The following is a 14,978-nucleotide window of genomic DNA, read 5'->3' as shown; positions in this document are numbered from 1 at the left end:
CGCCATGGCGGCGCGCGCTCGAAATGCTCGACCGTCTCTAGCCTGAACCTGCGTGGGTTCAAACCACGAAAACGGCTCTTCTGCAACATTTCCAAACTAGCCTGGGCTTGCGACATTTTCGCTATGCCGCGCTGCCCATGACCGCCACAGGCCCGGCGCGCGCGGGGCGCGGCGGCCGGCCCCGCCCGCGGGTATCACCACAATGCGATCCCTCGGATGACACAGCCTCGCCATTGTGCCACGATTTGTGGCCCTTAACCATTTGTTTTCCATGTTCGCCACAGAGTGGCTTCGTTCTGATTCGGGTGAGACGATGATCATGCAGACGAAGTCGGCGTTCGCCGCAGTCCTTCTGGCGATTCTGGCCGGCGCGGCCACGCCGGCCGCGGCCCAATCCGGCGCGACCGGGTCCGTCACGTCGCAGCATGGGGCTTGGGCCGTCGTCTGCGACCGGCCGGCGGGCGCGCCCAGCGACCAGTGCGCGCTGTTGCAGAACGTCGTGGCCGAAGACCGGCCGGAGGTCGGGCTTTCGGTCGTGGCGCTGAAGACGGCGGACGGCAAGGCGCGGATCCTGCGCATCCTGGCCCCGCTCGGCATTCTCCTGCCGAACGGCCTCGGCCTCTATGTCGACGGCAAGGACATCGGCCGGGCACAGTTCGTGCGCTGCTTCTCCGATGGCTGCTATGCCGAGGTGATCCTCGAGGAGGCGCTTCTCACCACCCTATCGTCCGGCAAGAGCGCCACCTTCATCGTCTTCCAGACGCCGGAAGAGGGCATCGGCATTCCCGTCGACCTCAACGGTTTTGGCGAAGGCTTCGCCGCCCTCCCCTGAGCTCGGGCGGCGCCGAAGGCGGGTGGATCCGCCGGGAAAAGCGGCACCGCATTGAGACCGGACGCGCTTGCGCCTATGTCTGGGGCCAACCCCTGGCAGATTGGAAAGCCGTCATGACCGCATCGCTGATCGAGCGCTTCGACCTCTCCCGCGCCGGCATCGAGCGCATTCTCGGCGACGCGCTGTCGGGCGCCGACGATGGCGAGCTGTTCATGGAATACCGCGAGCAGGAATCGCTGACCTTCGACAACGGCCGCCTGAAAATGGGCAATTTCAACACCGAGCAGGGGTTCGGCCTGCGCGTCGTCGCTGGCGAGGCGGTAGGCTTCGCCCATGCCGGCGACCTCTCGGAAGCGGCGCTGACGCGCGCCGCGCAAGCCGTGACCGCCGTCAAGTCCGGCCATCACGGCAGCTATGCCGACGCGCCGCAGCGCACCAACCAGAAGCTTTACGGCGAGGAGAACCCGATTCCCTCGCCGGGCTTCGAGGCCAAGGTGAAGCTGCTGCAGGACATCGACGCCTATCTCCGGGAGAAAGGCGACGCCGTCCGTCAGGTCTCGGTGACCCTCGGCTCGCAATGGCAGAATGTCGAAATCCTGAGGGCCGACGGGCGGCTGGTCACTGACGTCAGGCCGCTGGTGCGAATCAACGTCTCCGTCGTCGCCGGCCGCGGCGACCGGCAGGAGACCGGCTCCTTCGGGGCCGGCGGCCGGACCGGCTTCGGCGGCTTCTTCGTCACCGAGAGCTGGCAGAAGATCGCCGACGAGGCGCTGCGCCAGGCCATGGTGAACCTCGACGCGGTGCCGGCACCGGCGGGCGCCTTCGACATCGTGCTCGGCGCCGGCTGGCCTGGCGTCATGCTGCACGAGGCGGTCGGCCACGGGCTGGAAGGCGACTTCAACCGCAAGAAGACCTCGGCCTTCTCCGGCCTCCTCGGCACCCAGGTCGCGGCGAAGGGCGTTACCGTCGTCGACGACGGCACCATTGCCGAAAAGCGCGGATCGCTGACTATCGACGACGAGGGCACGGCGACGAACCGCACCGTCCTCATCGAAGACGGCAAGCTCGTCGCCTACATGCAGGACCGCCAGAACGCCCGGCTGATGGGCATGGCGCCGACGGGCAATGGTCGCCGCCAGTCCTACCAGCACGCGCCGATGCCGCGCATGACGAACACCATGATGCTCGCCGGCGACAAGACGCCCGAAGAGATCATCGCCTCGGTGAAGGACGGCATCTATGCCGTGGCCTTCGGCGGCGGCCAGGTCGACATCACGTCAGGCAAATTCGTCTTCGGCTGCACCGAGGCCTACCGCATCCGCAACGGCCAGGTCGGCGAAGCGCTGAAGGGCGCCATGCTGATCGGCAACGGGCCGGAGGTGATGCACCGGGTGTCGATGATCGGCAACGATCTGGAACTCGATACCGGCATCGGCATGTGCGGCAAGGCCGGCCAGGGCGTTCCTGTCGGCGTCGGCCAGCCGCATCTGCGAATGGACCAGATCACCGTCGGCGGCACCGAGGCCTGATTCTTCATTTGGCTGCCGGGTGACGCGGCCCTCAGGCCGCCTCGCCCGGCACCGGGTTCAGGGATAGAGCCGCGTCAGCGACCAAGGCCCGCCGGCATCGGCGCGCCGGAACTGGATGCGGTCGTGCAGGCGGAACTCGCCGTCCTGCCAGAACTCGATCTCGCTCGGCACGAGCCGAAATCCGGACCAGATGGCGGGCCGCGGAATGTCGTCGCCGGGATGCCGCGCGTCGACGTCCGCGACGCGGTCGATCAGGACGCTGCGGCTCTCCAGCGGCCGAGACTGGTCGGACGCCCAGGCGCCGAGGCGGCTGCGGCGGGGCCGTGTCGCGTAGTAGGCATCGGCTTCGACATCCGACACGACCTCGGTCGTGCCCCGGATCCGAACCTGGCGGCGCAGGCTCTTCCAGTGAAAGCACATCGCCGCCTTGCCATTTCCTAAGATCTGCTGACCTTTCGCGCTGCCGAAATTCGTGTAGAACACGAAGCCACGGGCGTCGAAATCCTTCAGCAGCACCATCCGGACATCCGGCAGGCCTGCCGAATCGACGCTTGCCAAGGCCAGCGCATTCGGATCATTGATCTCCGTCGCGCCGGCTTCTTCCAGCCATTGGCCGAACTGGGCGAATGGATCGTTGCCGACGGGGTTTTCACCAAGGCTTAAGCTATCGTTCGTCATAATCGGCCGGGGCTCCCTCATCAGGTTCGCCCAAGCCGATCGAGACCCGGGCCAGCGAGACATACGACCACGATGCATCCGATCAAAGCGCCTTTCCTTCTCGTGCTGATTATGTCGCTCTCGGGCTGCGTGATTTCGGGCGGCGGCATGGAGGAAATGGTCGATCGCAGCATCGTCACCAACTCCATCGCTCCTGCCGCGCCGACGATCGCTCCGGAGCAGGCTTCCGACGGCAACACCGTGCGCAACGCCGTCTCCTCGGCCAATCTCGCCGCAGCGTCGGAAAAGCCGATGGCCTGGGCGAACGCCGATACCGGCGCCAGCGGCGTCATCACCGCCATCCACGAAGTGAAGGCCGGGGACATGATCTGCCGGCAGTTCCGCACCTCGCGCCAGCGCTATGACGGCGTCGCCGTCTACGATGGCGAGGCCTGCACCAAGGGACGGGGCGAGTGGACGCTGACGCACTTCAGCGAAGGCAGCTGACGCCAACTCTTCGCGTCACGCACCCTTAAATTCCGTGTGAGCCGGTGCCATATCGGGTATCTGCGAAGGCACGGCCCGCTGTCACCGGACGCCGGCCTCTCGGGAAATGCCGTTTTCTCCGACGGACACTAGGATTAGACCTCATGCGCGACCCCTACGCCGCCCTCGGCGTTGCCAAGACTGCCAGCGAAAAAGAGATCAAGAGCGCCTTCCGCAAACTGGCCAAGCGCTTCCATCCCGATTCCAACACGCAGGATCCGACGGCGGCCGCGCGCTTCAACGAGGCCAACCAGGCCTACGAGATTCTCGGCGACAAGGACAAGCGGGCGCAGTTCGACCGCGGCGAGATCGACGCCGAGGGCAAGCCGAAGTTTCAGGGCTTTCCCGGCGGCGGCGGCAGCCCCTTCGGCGGCGGCCGGCCCGGTGCCAGCCCCGGTTTCGAGTTTCGCTCGGGCGGCGCCGAGGGTGCCGACAGCGTGTTCTCCGACTTCTTCGAGCAGGCCTTCGGCGGACGCGGCGGGCCGCGCGGCGGCGGGGCAGGCTTTGCCGGGGCGCGCCAGGCGGCAGCCAAAGGCGAGGATATCCGGGCGACGCTGAAGGTGCGGCTGGAGGACATCGTTTCCGATGACAAGGTCGAGGCGATCTTTCCCTCCGGCAAGCGCCTCGCCATCCGGCTTCCGGACGGCGTCGAGAACGGCCAGACGATCCGCCTCCGCGGCCAGGGCCAGCCCGGTTTTTCGCCTGCGGCGCCGGCCGGCGACGCGCTCGTCACCATCGACTTCGTGCCGCATCCCCGCTTCGAGATCGACGGGCGCGATTTGAAGCTCAGCCTGCCCGTCCCGATCCGCACCGCCGTCCTCGGCGGCAAGATTCCGGTCGACACCCTCGACGGAAGGGTGTCGCTGACGCTGCCGCCCTGGTCGAACTCGGGCAAGACGCTGCGGCTGAAGGGCAAGGGCCTGACGCGCGCCGACGGCAGCCGCGGCGACGTGCTGGTGGCGGTGAAGATCGTCCTGCCGAAGCAGCACGACGAAGCGCTGGCCGACTTCCTCAGGTCGCAGGAAAGCGGGGATTGATGCCTGGCTGACGTCCCCACGGAAGCGGCAAACTTGAAGGCCGCTCCCGGCTATGCCATACCGCCGCCGCGCCTGCCGTGCGGGTGCGATGGTCTGGGGAAGTCTGACATGGCAGTATCGAACGACGCCTCGCGCGGTCTCATGGCGGGCAAGCGCGGTCTCGTAATGGGCGTCGCCAACAACCGTTCGATCGCCTGGGGCATCGCCAAGGCCCTCGCCGACCAGGGCGCGGAGATCGCGCTGACCTATCAGGGCGACGCGCTGAAGAAGCGGGTCGAGCCCCTCGCGGCCGAGCTCGGCGCCTTCGTCGTCGGCCACTGCGACGTCGCCGACCCGGCGACGATCGACGCGGTGTTCGAGACGCTGGCGGACAAGTGGGGCAAGATCGACTTCCTCGTCCACGCCATCGGCTTTTCCGACAAGGACGAACTGACCGGCCGCTACGTCGATACGTCGGAAGGCAATTTCACCAAGACCATGCTGATTTCGGTCTATTCCTTCACGGCGGTCGCGCAGCGGGCCGAGAAGCTGATGACCGATGGCGGCTCGATGCTGACCCTCACCTATTACGGTGCCGAGAAGGTGATGCCGCACTACAACGTCATGGGCGTCGCCAAGGCGGCGCTCGAGGCCTCGGTGCGCTATCTCGCGGTCGACCTCGGCAAGCAGAAGATCCGCGTCAACGCCATCTCGGCCGGGCCGATCAAGACGCTCGCCGCCTCCGGCATTGGCGATTTCCGCTACATCCTGAAGTGGAACGAATACAATTCGCCGCTGAAGCGGACCGTCACCATCGACGAAGTCGGCCAGTCCGCCCTCTATCTCCTGTCGGACATGTCGACGGCGGTCACCGGCGAGATCCACCATGTCGATTCGGGCTATCACACCGTCGGCATGAAGGCGGTCGACGCGCCCGACATCTCGGTCGTGAAGGATTGAGCCTTTCGGAGGCGCCCGGCCCGATGCCCCTGCCCCTGCTCTACCTCTGCCGTCACGGACAGACCGACTGGAACGCCGAGGAGCGCCTTCAGGGGCAGGAGGAGATCGGCCTCAACGCGCTGGGCCGCCGCCAAGCCCAGCGCAACGGCCAACGCCTGGCCGAGCTGCTCGAAGGCCGCGCCGGCACCTTGAGCTTCCTCGCCAGCCCGATGCTGCGCACCCGCCAGACCATGGAGATCATCCGCAGCGAGCTGGGTCTCGATCCCCTCGCCTATGCGACGGACGCGCGGCTGATGGAGCTGCATTTCGGCGATTGGCAGGGATCGACGCTGGACGAGATTGCCGCCGAGACGCCGCAGGCGGTGGCCGATCGCGAGGCGGCGAAATGGGACTATGTGCCGCCGGGGGCAACGGCGGAGAGCTATGCGATGCTGGCCGAGCGGGCTCGGCCGGTCTTCGAGGCGCTGGCGGAGCCGACGATTCTCGTCGCGCATGGCGGCATCGTCCGGGCCTTTCTCCGGCTCTATGGCGGCCTCTCCGCCCGGGAAGCCGCCTTTCTCACCATTCCGCAGGATCAGATCCTGAAGGCGAGCGAGGGAACGATCGCCTGGGTCTGACGCGGGCTGCCGCGCCCGCGCTTCCCGTCTCGACGTTCGAACCGCCTGTCAGACGCCGCTGAGATCAAAGATCACGTGGACTTCCATTCCGGGGGCCACGGCATCGTAGTCAAACTCGCCCGGCAGCACGTAGCTGGTCCCGTCGGCGAAGGTCAGGAGCGCACTGTCCCGGTCGATCGCGGCGATGACGCCGCTCTTTTCTTCCGACCGGGCGGGGATGGTCAAAGCGACGCAGAGGAACGAGCTGGCGAAAAAAGCGATAATCTGTCTGGTCACGGAAAAGTCCCTGTCTTCATGTCTGCCGCAAGGCCGCGAATGCCCCCACATCCGACGGGCCGTCCCGTTCCCGGACACGAGGGTGTGACCCTCCCGTCCGGAAATTCAACTTCGCGTCGGATTGTGTCTTTTGCGCGCCGCCGGCTGGAACCATCGACCGGAAGGGTCTGCGTCTGACGATTTGACCCGGTACCGCACCGTGACATAAATCGCTGACGAATCCGATCCCTCCGGCGCCGCACGGACTGTTCATGTCGCATAATACTTACGGACATCTTTACCGTGTCACCAGTTGGGGCGAGAGCCATGGTCCGGCGATCGGCTGTGTCGTCGACGGCACACCGCCGGGCATCCGCTTTTCCGAGGCCGGCATCCAGTCTTTTCTCGACAAGCGCCGGCCGGGCCAGTCGCGCTTCACCACGCAGCGCCAGGAGCCGGACGCGGTGCGCATCCTCTCGGGGGTGATGCCGGGCGAGGTCGAGGGCGAACTGATCTCCACCGGCACGCCGATCGCCATGGAAATCCAGAACGTCGACCAGCGCTCGAAGGACTATTCCGACATCGCCCGGCGCTACCGCCCGGGACACGCCGACATCGCCTACGACATGAAATATGGCGTTCGCGACTATCGAGGCGGCGGCCGCTCCTCGGCGCGCGAGACGGCGACGCGCGTCGCCGCCGGAGCGCTGGCCCGGCTGATCGTTCCCGGCCTGAAGATCCGCGGCGCCTTGGTGCGGATCGGCGAGATCGAGATCGACCGCTCGCGCTGGGACGACGCGGCGATCGACGCCAACGCCTTCTTCTGCCCGGACGCCGAGACGGCGCTCCTGTGGGAGGACTATCTCGACGCCATCCGCAAGCGCGGCTCCTCCGTCGGCGCCGTCGTCGAGATCACCGCGACGGGCGTGCCGGCCGGGCTCGGCGCGCCGGTCTACGCCAAGCTCGACCAGGACATCGCGTCCAACCTGATGTCGATCAACGCGGTGAAGGGCGTCGAGATCGGCGACGGCTTTGCCTCCGCCATGCTGTCTGGCGAGGAGAATGCCGACGAGATCCGCATCGGCGCCGACGGAAAACCCGAATTCCTGTCCAACCATGCCGGCGGCATTCTCGGCGGCATCTCCACCGGCCAGCCGATCACCGCCCGCTTCGCCGTAAAGCCGACGTCGTCCATCCTCACGCCGAAGCGCTCGATCGACGCCGCGGGCCAGGAGGTCGACGTGATGACCAAGGGCCGTCACGACCCCTGCGTCGGCATCCGCGCCGTGCCGATCGGCGAGGCCATGGTCGCCTGCGCCATCGCCGACCACTATCTGCGCCATCGCGGCCAGACCGGACGCGGCTGACCTGTGCGGCGCGAATTGACCTTCCCTCTGGCAACGCTAGGTCGGCTGGCATGAGCACGCGCCTCTACCACCATCCCATCTTCGCCGAACACCTGACCGGGCCCGGCCATCCCGAGCGGCCGGAACGGATGCAGGCCGTGGCGGCGGCGCTGGAGGCCGAGGCGTTCCAGCATCTCGACCGGCAGGAAGCGCCGGAGGGGCTGCTGGAGGCCATCATCCGCTGCCATCCCGAGCAGCATGTGCGCCGCATCGCCAAGGCGGTCCCGGCCGACGGCATCGTGCGCATCGAAAGCGACACGGTGATCAGCCCGCGCAGTTTCTCCGCCGCCTTCCACGCCGTCGGCGCGGCCTGCGCGGCGGTCGACGACGTGGTCTCCGGCGAGGCCGCCAACGTCTTCGTCGCCGCCCGGCCGCCCGGCCATCACGCCGAGCGCGAGACGGCGATGGGCTTCTGCCTGTTCAACACCGCCGCCATCGCCGCCCGGCACGCGCAGGCGGTGCACGGGCTGGAGCGGGTGGCGATCGTCGATTGGGACGTGCACCACGGCAACGGCACGCAGGACATCTTCCTCGCCGATCGAAGCGTGCTCTACGCCTCGACGCACCAGATGCCGCTCTATCCCGGCACCGGCGCGAAGAACGAGACCGGCGCCGGCAACATCGTCAACGCGCCGCTGTCCTCGGGCGACGGCAGCGAGGCGTTCCGCGAGGCCTTTACCAGCCGCATCATGCCGGCGCTGAGGGCGTTCCGCCCCGACCTCGTCATTATTTCCGCCGGTTTCGACGCGCACTGGCGCGATCCCCTCGCCGGCCTGCAGCTCGTCGAGGACGATTTCGACTGGGCGACGGGCGAGCTGATGGACATCGCCGACCGCTTCAGCGCCGGCCGTCTGATCAGCCTGCTCGAAGGCGGCTACGATCTCGTCGGCCTGAGCACCTCGGTCGCCGCCCACGTCAAGCGCCTGATGACCGGCTGACCGGTAGAGGCTATAGGAAAAGCATGGCCATCGAATCCACCCAATCCGCCCCCGCCGACGATTCCGACATCAAGCGCATGAGCTTCGAGGAGGCGCTGGCGGCCCTCGAGAAGATCGTCTCGGACCTCGAGCACGGCGATGTCGCGCTGGACGTGTCGATCCGCATCTACGAGCGCGGCGAGAAGCTGAAGAACCATTGCGAGAGACTGCTGTCGTCGGCGGAGGACAAGGTCGAGAAGATCAAGCTGTCGCGGGCGGGAAAGCCGGTGGGAACCGAGCCGCTCGACCCTGCTTGATGCCGCGCCCGGTGGATTTTCACCGGCGTCGGGCGCAGCGATTGTGCGCAACAGGCTTGCACATCTGCCACATTATCCAATTTAAAGGCATGCGCGCCGGCCCTCAGCAGGGTCTGGCCGCATGCTCGCACGGCGTGCCCCCGCATGGGGACGCTGACCAGACAGCCTGAAAGGTGTGGGATTTCGTGTCAGACCAGCCCAAGACGCCCCTGCTCGACCTGATCGAATCCCCGGCGGATCTCAGGCGCCTGCGCGAGAGCGAGCTGCGCCAGGTCGCTGACGAGCTGCGCACCGACTTGATCGACGCGGTGTCGCGGACCGGCGGGCATCTCGGCGCCGGCCTCGGCGTCGTCGAGTTGACGGTGGCGCTGCACTACGTCTTCGACACCCCCGCCGACCGCATCATCTGGGACGTCGGCCACCAGGCCTATCCGCACAAGATCCTGACCGGCCGGCGTGCGCGCATGCGCACCGTGCGACAGGAGGGCGGGTTGTCGGGCTTTGCCAAGCGTACCGAGAGCGACTTCGACCCGTTCGGCGCCGGCCATTCCTCGACCTCGATCTCGGCCGGCCTCGGAATGGCCGTCGCCCGCGACCTTTCCGGGGGCAAGAACAACATCGTCGCGGTGATCGGCGACGGCGCGATGTCGGCCGGCATGGCCTATGAGGCGATGAACAATGCCGGCGCGCTCGACGCCCGGCTGATCGTCATCCTCAACGACAACGACATGTCTATCGCCCCGCCGACCGGGGCGATGAGCGCCTATCTCGCGCGCCTCGTCTCCGGCAAGACCTATCGCGGCCTCCGCGACCGGGCGAAGACCCTGTCGAAGATCCTGCCGGACTTCATGCGCGAGGGCGCCCGCAAGACCGAGGAGTTCACCCGCGGCTTCTTCACCGGCGGCACTTTGTTCGAGGAGCTCGGCTTCTACTATGTCGGCCCGATCGACGGCCACGACCTCGACCATTTGCTGCCCGTCCTGAAAAATGTCCGCGACGCCCAGAACGGGCCGATCCTCGTCCATGTCGTCACCCGCAAAGGCAAGGGCTATGCGCCGGCGGAAAGCTCGGCCGACAAGTATCACGGCGTCGCCAAGTTCGACGTCGTCACCGGCACGCAGGCGAAAGCCAGCTCCAAGGGCAACGCGCCGAGCTACACCACGGTCTTCGCCGAGAGCCTGATCCAGGAAGCGCGGGACGACGACAAGATCGTCGCCATCAATGCCGCCATGCCGAGCGGCACCGGTCTCGATCTCTTCGGCGAGGCGTTCCCGACCCGCACCTTCGACGTCGGCATCGCCGAGCAGCATGCCGTGACCTTTGCCGCGGGCCTCGCCTCGGAGGGCTACAAGCCATTCGTCGCGATCTACTCGACCTTCCTGCAGCGCGCCTACGACCAGATCGTCCACGACGTCGCCATCCAGCACCTGCCGGTGCGCTTCGCCATCGACCGGGCCGGCTTCGTCGGCGCCGACGGCCCGACGCATGCCGGCTCCTTCGACACCGGCTTCCTCGTGCCGCTGCCGGGCATGGTGGTGATGGCGGCGGCCGACGAGGCGGAACTGCGCCACATGGTGCGCACCGCCGCCCTCTACGAGGACGGGCCGATCTCCTTCCGCTATCCCCGCGGCAACGGCGTCGGCGTCGAGATGCCCGCGCGCGGCGAGGCGCTTGCCATCGGCAAGGGCCGCGTCCTCGTCGAGGGCACGAAGGTCGCCATCCTCTCCTTCGGCTCGCGCCTCGCCGACAGCCTCGCGGCCGCCGAGGAGTTGGAGACCTTCGGCCTGTCGACGACGGTCGCCGACGCCCGCTTCGCCAAGCCGCTCGATGCCGAGCTCATCACCCGCCTCGCCCGCGAACACGAAGTGCTGCTCCTCGTCGAGGAAGGCGCCACCGGCGGCTTCGCCAGCCAAGTTCTGCATCTGCTCTCCGAACGTGGCCTGATGGAGCACGGCTTGAAGGTCCGCTCGCTGATCATGCCCGACCTCTTCGTCGACCACGCCAGCCCCGACGCCATGATCAAATCCTCCGGCCTCGACAAGGCCGGCATCGTCGACGCCGTGTTCAAGGCGCTCGGCAAGGGCGCGACGCGGGTGATGCAGGCTTAAGGCGCCACAGAGCGAGGCGCCATTCTTCTCCCCTCCGGGGAGAAGGTGGCCGCGAAGCGGCCGGAAGAGGGGAGCGCTCCCCTGTCACGGTTGCCGCCTTCGGCGCCCCTCATCCCGCTGCCGCGACCTTCTCCCCGGAGGGGAGAAGAAACCTCGCCGCGACCGTCTGGGACACACGTCCCCACCGATCCCGCTTGCCATTTGCGCGCCGTACCCGCATGACCTGCCGATGGCCGCTACCGAAGAACAACACCTGTCGCGCATCAGGCTCGATATCCTCGTCGCCGACCGCGGCCTCGCCGCAAGCCGGGCGCGCGCCCGCGACGCGATTTTGCGCGGGCACGTCAAGGTCGACGGCCTCACCGTCACCAAGCCGAGCCTCAACGTGCCGCCGGAGAGCGAGATCACCCTCGACGATCCCGCTGCCGATTATGTCTCGCGCGCCGGGCTGAAGCTCGAGGCGGCGCTCGACGCGTTCAAGATCGACGTGACGGGGCGCACCGCGCTCGACGTCGGCGCCTCGACGGGCGGTTTCACCGAAGTGCTGCTCCGGCGCGGCGCAGCGCATGTCGTCGCCATCGATGTTGGCCACGGCCAGATCCACCCGCGCATCGAAGCCGACGAAAGGGTCACCTCGATCGAGGGGCTGAACGCCCGCGACCTCGAGGAAGAGAATCTTGAAGGCCGCGCCTTCGACGTCCTCGTCTGCGATGTCAGCTTCATCTCGATGAAGCTGGCGCTGCCGCCGGCGCTGGAGCTGGCCGAGCCCGGCACCGACGGCATTTTTCTGATCAAGCCGCAGTTCGAGGCGGGGCGCCTCGCCATCGCCAAGAACGGCCTCCTGCGCGATCCCGAGTCCGCCCCCGCCGTCGCCGCCGACCTCTGCGCCTGGCTGAACGCGCAGCCGGGCTGGACGGCTGGTGACCCGATCCCCTCGCCGATCGACGGCGGGGACGGCAATCACGAATTTCTGATGGCGGGGAAGAAGGCATGAGCCTCTCCCTCACCATCGAGGCGCTCGGCGCCAAGGGCGACGGCGTCGCCCGCCCCGATCACGGCGAGCCGCTGTTCGTGCCCTTCACCCTGCCGGGCGAGCGCGTGTCGGTCGAGCGCATCGGATCGCACTATGCGGCCGAGGAGATCCTCATCGCCTCGCCGGAGCGCCAGGTGCCCCCCTGCCCGCATTTCGGCGTCTGCGGCGGCTGCGACCTGCAGCATGCGAGCGAGCCGCTGTACCGCAGCTTCAAGCGCAACCTCGTCGTCGAGGCTTTTGCGCATGCCGGGCTCGAACCCGAAGTCGGCGACCTCATCCCCTGCGCCCCCGCCTCCCGCCGCCGCGCCGTCTTCTCCGGCCTGCGCGAGGGCAACAAGGTCGTCTTCGGCTTCTTCGAGAGCCAGACGAACCGCATCGCCGACATCGACGTCTGCCTGATCGTCGTGCCGGCCATCGCCAGCCGCCTCGCCGACCTGAAGGCGCTGGCGCTGATCGTCGCCGACCGCAAGCGGCCGATGCGCATGAGCGTGACGGCGACCGATGCCGGGCTCGACATCGCGCTGTCGGAAACCGCCAAGCTCACCGACAGCCTGCGCCAGTCGCTGACCGCCTTCGCGCTTCGGCGCGATATCGCGCGGCTGACGCTCGACGGCGAAATCATCCTCGAATCGCGCCGGCCGACGATTCAGGTCGGCGGCATCCAGGTCGGCCCGCCGCCCGGCGCCTTCCTGCAGGCGGTCGCCTCCGCCGAAGGCGCGATGGCGGCGCTGGTCGCCGAGCATCTCGCCCCCTGCAAGGCGACGATGGACCTGTTCTGCGGCATCGGCACCTTCGCCCTCAGGCTCGCCTCGACCGGTGCCGTGCATGCCGTGGAGACCGAGGCCTCGGCGCTCGCCGCGCTCGATCTCGCCCGCCGCGGCGTCGACGGGCTGAAGCCGATCACGCTGGAAAAGCGCGACCTCTTCCGCCGCCCGGTCATGGCCAAGGACCTGTCGAAATTCGCCGGCGTCGTCTTCGACCCGCCCCGCGCCGGCGCCGAGACGCAGGCCCGCGAACTCGCCGCCTCCAAGGTCAAGCGCATCGCCGCCGTCTCCTGCAATCCGGCGACCCTCGCCCGCGACGCCCGCATCCTCGTCGACGGCGGCTACAAGCTCCTCTCCGTCACCCCCATCGACCAGTTCCTCTGGTCGCACCATGTCGAGGCCGTGGCGCTGTTCCAGCGGTAGGCTTTTCGGCCGTCTTGCACTCTGCGGGACGTTTGACGGTCGTCATCCTCGCGCGAAGCGCGGACCCGGGCCCAGGGCCCCGAGGATGACGAAGGAAAGGCATCGTTCTGAGGCCGAGCGTCCACAGCGCGACCGCCACACCCCTCGCATTGCCGCCGACGGGGCGCGTTGCTAGAAGGGCCGGCCGCAGCCCTCCCGAAAGCCCCGATGCTCGACCAGCTGATGAACTTTCTCGCCGACTACGGCGTCGTGGTGGTCTTTGTCGGCATCCTGATCGAGTCCTCCGGCCTGCCGGTGCCGGGGGAAAGCCTGCTGGTGGCGGCCGGGGTGCTGGCGAGCCAGGGGCGGCTCGGCTTTCTCGAAGTGTTCCTGGCGGCCTGGGCCGGCGGCGTCCTCGGCGACAATGTCGGCTATGTCATCGGCTACCGCTACGGCCGCGGCTTCGTCTATCGCTGGGGCATGAAGATGGGGCTGTCGCGCCAGCAGATCGCGCGGATGGAGCAGCGCTTTCTCGACCGCGGCCCGCCGATCGTGCTCATCGCCCGCTTCATCCTGATCCTGCGCCAGCTCTGCGGCTTCATCGCCGGCACGACGCGCATGCCCTGGCTGAAATTCTCGTTCTACAACGTTTTGGGCGCCGCCCTGTGGACCGGCGCCTACAGCGGCGGCGCCTATCTCCTCGGCACGGCGGTCGAGCGCTATCTCTCGGCGGGGCGCTGGGTGTTCGGCGCCGTGGCGCTCGTCTTCGTCATCGCCAGTGCGACGACCATCCTCGGCTTCATCCGCGAGGCGCGCCGCGACGGCGAGGATGCCGGCGACGCCGAGCCGCCGACGCGCTGATGCGTCTCAGCGCGTCATGAAGGCCTGGAAGGCGGCGCGTGCCTCCTTCGACGACAGCCGCGCCTTGAACTGGCGCAGCTCTTCCTCGATCCGCTCGATCACCGGCGCGCGCGGCCCCCGCACGAAATCACGCGCGATCGCCATCGCCTCCCGCGGCTTGGCCGCCAGGGTTTTCGCCGCCTTGGTCGCGGTCTCTTCCAGATCGGCGCTGTCGACGATGCGGTAGACGAGGTTGGCCTCGCGCGCGGCCTCCACGTCGAAGCTTTCTCCCATCGCCAGCAGCGCGAAGGCCCGCTGCTGTCCCATCAACTGCGGCGCGAGCAGGCTGGAGCCGGCCTCCGGCACGAGGCCGAGATCAAGGAAGGGCGTGCGGAAGATCGAGCCGGGGGCGGCGAAGACGAGGTCGCAGTGCATCAGCAGCGTCGTGCCGATGCCGATGGCGAGGCCATCCACCGCGGCGACCAGCGGCTTCTGCGACCGCGCCAGCGCGTAGAGAAAGGATTCCACCTCGTCGCCCTCCCCGCCGCTGGCGGCGAAGGCGATGAAGTCGGCGATGTCGTTGCCGGCGGAAAACGCGCCGGGAACGCCGAGGATCAACGTCGCGCCGATCGTGTCGTCGCCGTCGGCTCGCTCGAGCGCGGCCGTCAGCGCCCGGTACATCGGCCGGTCGATGGCGTTCTTCTTCTGCGGCCGATTCATCCGGACGGTGAGGACGCCGTCGTCGACGGAAGTGGCGATGAAGTCGCTCATGGCAGCTT

Annotated in this window: 16 protein-coding genes; 13 read left to right on the top strand and 3 right to left on the bottom strand. The window is 67.9% G+C overall.

Translation table 11 applies throughout. The features are described 5' to 3' along the window. The first annotated feature begins 319 nt into the window (after positions 1-319). Positions 320-832, top strand: a complete 513-nt coding sequence (locus IEX88_RS04360; protein WP_373289554.1) for an invasion associated locus B family protein — start codon at positions 320-322, stop codon at positions 830-832. Positions 833-945: 113 nt separating this feature from the next. Further along, on the top strand, positions 946-2,361 hold the full coding sequence (tldD, locus tag IEX88_RS04355; RefSeq protein ID WP_188849368.1) for a metalloprotease TldD: 1,416 nt from the start codon (positions 946-948) through the stop codon (positions 2,359-2,361). A gap of 57 nt (positions 2,362-2,418) precedes the next feature. On the opposite strand, the gene pdxH is transcribed toward tldD, so the two are convergent. Next, positions 2,419-3,039 carry a pyridoxamine 5'-phosphate oxidase gene (pdxH, locus tag IEX88_RS04350; protein WP_188849367.1) on the bottom strand — a complete coding sequence of 207 codons (621 nt, stop codon included), beginning with the start codon at positions 3,037-3,039 and terminating at the stop codon, positions 2,419-2,421. Between the two features lie 72 nt (positions 3,040-3,111). On the opposite strand from pdxH, the gene IEX88_RS04345 reads away from it, so the two are divergent. The 4 genes from IEX88_RS04345 (at position 3,112) to IEX88_RS04330 (ending at position 6,157) form a co-directional block, all read left to right on the top strand. Continuing rightward, positions 3,112-3,525 (top strand): RT0821/Lpp0805 family surface protein, encoded by a 414-nt coding sequence (locus IEX88_RS04345; RefSeq protein WP_244639831.1) that lies wholly within the window; start codon positions 3,112-3,114, stop codon positions 3,523-3,525. A 143-nt stretch (positions 3,526-3,668) separates the two neighbouring features. Beyond that, a complete protein-coding gene (locus tag IEX88_RS04340) occupies positions 3,669-4,601 on the top strand; it encodes a DnaJ C-terminal domain-containing protein (protein WP_188849366.1) in 933 nt (310 codons plus the stop codon). Between the two features lie 108 nt (positions 4,602-4,709). Further along, on the top strand, positions 4,710-5,540 hold the full coding sequence (fabI, locus tag IEX88_RS04335) for an enoyl-ACP reductase FabI (RefSeq protein ID WP_188849365.1): 831 nt from the start codon (positions 4,710-4,712) through the stop codon (positions 5,538-5,540). Positions 5,541-5,563: 23 nt separating this feature from the next. Next, the gene (locus tag IEX88_RS04330) at positions 5,564-6,157 is read left to right on the top strand and encodes a histidine phosphatase family protein (protein ID WP_188849364.1); all 594 of its coding nucleotides are present in this window, start codon (positions 5,564-5,566) and stop codon (positions 6,155-6,157) included. Positions 6,158-6,205: 48 nt separating this feature from the next. Here the strand turns inward: IEX88_RS04330 and IEX88_RS04325 are convergent, their stop codons facing one another. Further along, a complete protein-coding gene (locus IEX88_RS04325; RefSeq protein ID WP_188849363.1) occupies positions 6,206-6,433 on the bottom strand; it encodes a DUF1344 domain-containing protein in 228 nt (75 codons plus the stop codon). A 251-nt stretch (positions 6,434-6,684) separates the two neighbouring features. Here IEX88_RS04325 and aroC point away from each other — a divergent pair, with 251 nt between their 5' ends. From aroC to IEX88_RS04290, 7 genes are all read left to right on the top strand, one after another. Next, a complete protein-coding gene (gene aroC / locus IEX88_RS04320; protein WP_188849362.1) occupies positions 6,685-7,779 on the top strand; it encodes a chorismate synthase in 1,095 nt (364 codons plus the stop codon). A gap of 50 nt (positions 7,780-7,829) precedes the next feature. Next, positions 7,830-8,756, top strand: a complete 927-nt coding sequence (locus tag IEX88_RS04315) for a histone deacetylase family protein (protein ID WP_188849361.1) — start codon at positions 7,830-7,832, stop codon at positions 8,754-8,756. 23 nt (positions 8,757-8,779) lie between these two features. Beyond that, on the top strand, positions 8,780-9,052 hold the full coding sequence (locus IEX88_RS04310; protein ID WP_188849360.1) for an exodeoxyribonuclease VII small subunit: 273 nt from the start codon (positions 8,780-8,782) through the stop codon (positions 9,050-9,052). A 185-nt stretch (positions 9,053-9,237) separates the two neighbouring features. Next, positions 9,238-11,160, top strand: coding sequence for a 1-deoxy-D-xylulose-5-phosphate synthase (gene dxs, locus IEX88_RS04305; protein WP_188849359.1), 1,923 nt, complete (start codon positions 9,238-9,240; stop codon positions 11,158-11,160). A gap of 229 nt (positions 11,161-11,389) precedes the next feature. Continuing rightward, positions 11,390-12,154 carry a TlyA family RNA methyltransferase gene (locus tag IEX88_RS04300; RefSeq protein WP_188849358.1) on the top strand — a complete coding sequence of 255 codons (765 nt, stop codon included), beginning with the start codon at positions 11,390-11,392 and terminating at the stop codon, positions 12,152-12,154. After that, complete coding sequence (locus IEX88_RS04295; RefSeq protein ID WP_188849357.1) at positions 12,151-13,380, top strand: class I SAM-dependent RNA methyltransferase; 1,230 nt, start codon at positions 12,151-12,153, stop codon at positions 13,378-13,380. Before IEX88_RS04300 ends, IEX88_RS04295 begins: the two co-directional genes overlap by 4 nt. 207 nt (positions 13,381-13,587) lie before the next feature. Next, the gene (locus tag IEX88_RS04290) at positions 13,588-14,220 is read left to right on the top strand and encodes a DedA family protein (RefSeq protein ID WP_188849356.1); all 633 of its coding nucleotides are present in this window, start codon (positions 13,588-13,590) and stop codon (positions 14,218-14,220) included. Between the two features lie 6 nt (positions 14,221-14,226). Here IEX88_RS04290 and IEX88_RS04285 read toward each other — a convergent pair whose 3' ends face one another. Beyond that, positions 14,227-14,970 (bottom strand): crotonase/enoyl-CoA hydratase family protein, encoded by a 744-nt coding sequence (locus IEX88_RS04285; RefSeq protein ID WP_188849355.1) that lies wholly within the window; start codon positions 14,968-14,970, stop codon positions 14,227-14,229. Between the last annotated feature and the right edge of the window lie 8 nt (positions 14,971-14,978).

The organism is Aureimonas glaciei (assembly GCF_014643375.1).
GTDB lineage: Bacteria > Pseudomonadota > Alphaproteobacteria > Rhizobiales > Rhizobiaceae > Plantimonas > Plantimonas glaciei.
The sequence above is the reverse complement of the archived record's forward strand: the minus strand, read 5'-3'. Positions and strand labels throughout refer to the sequence as shown.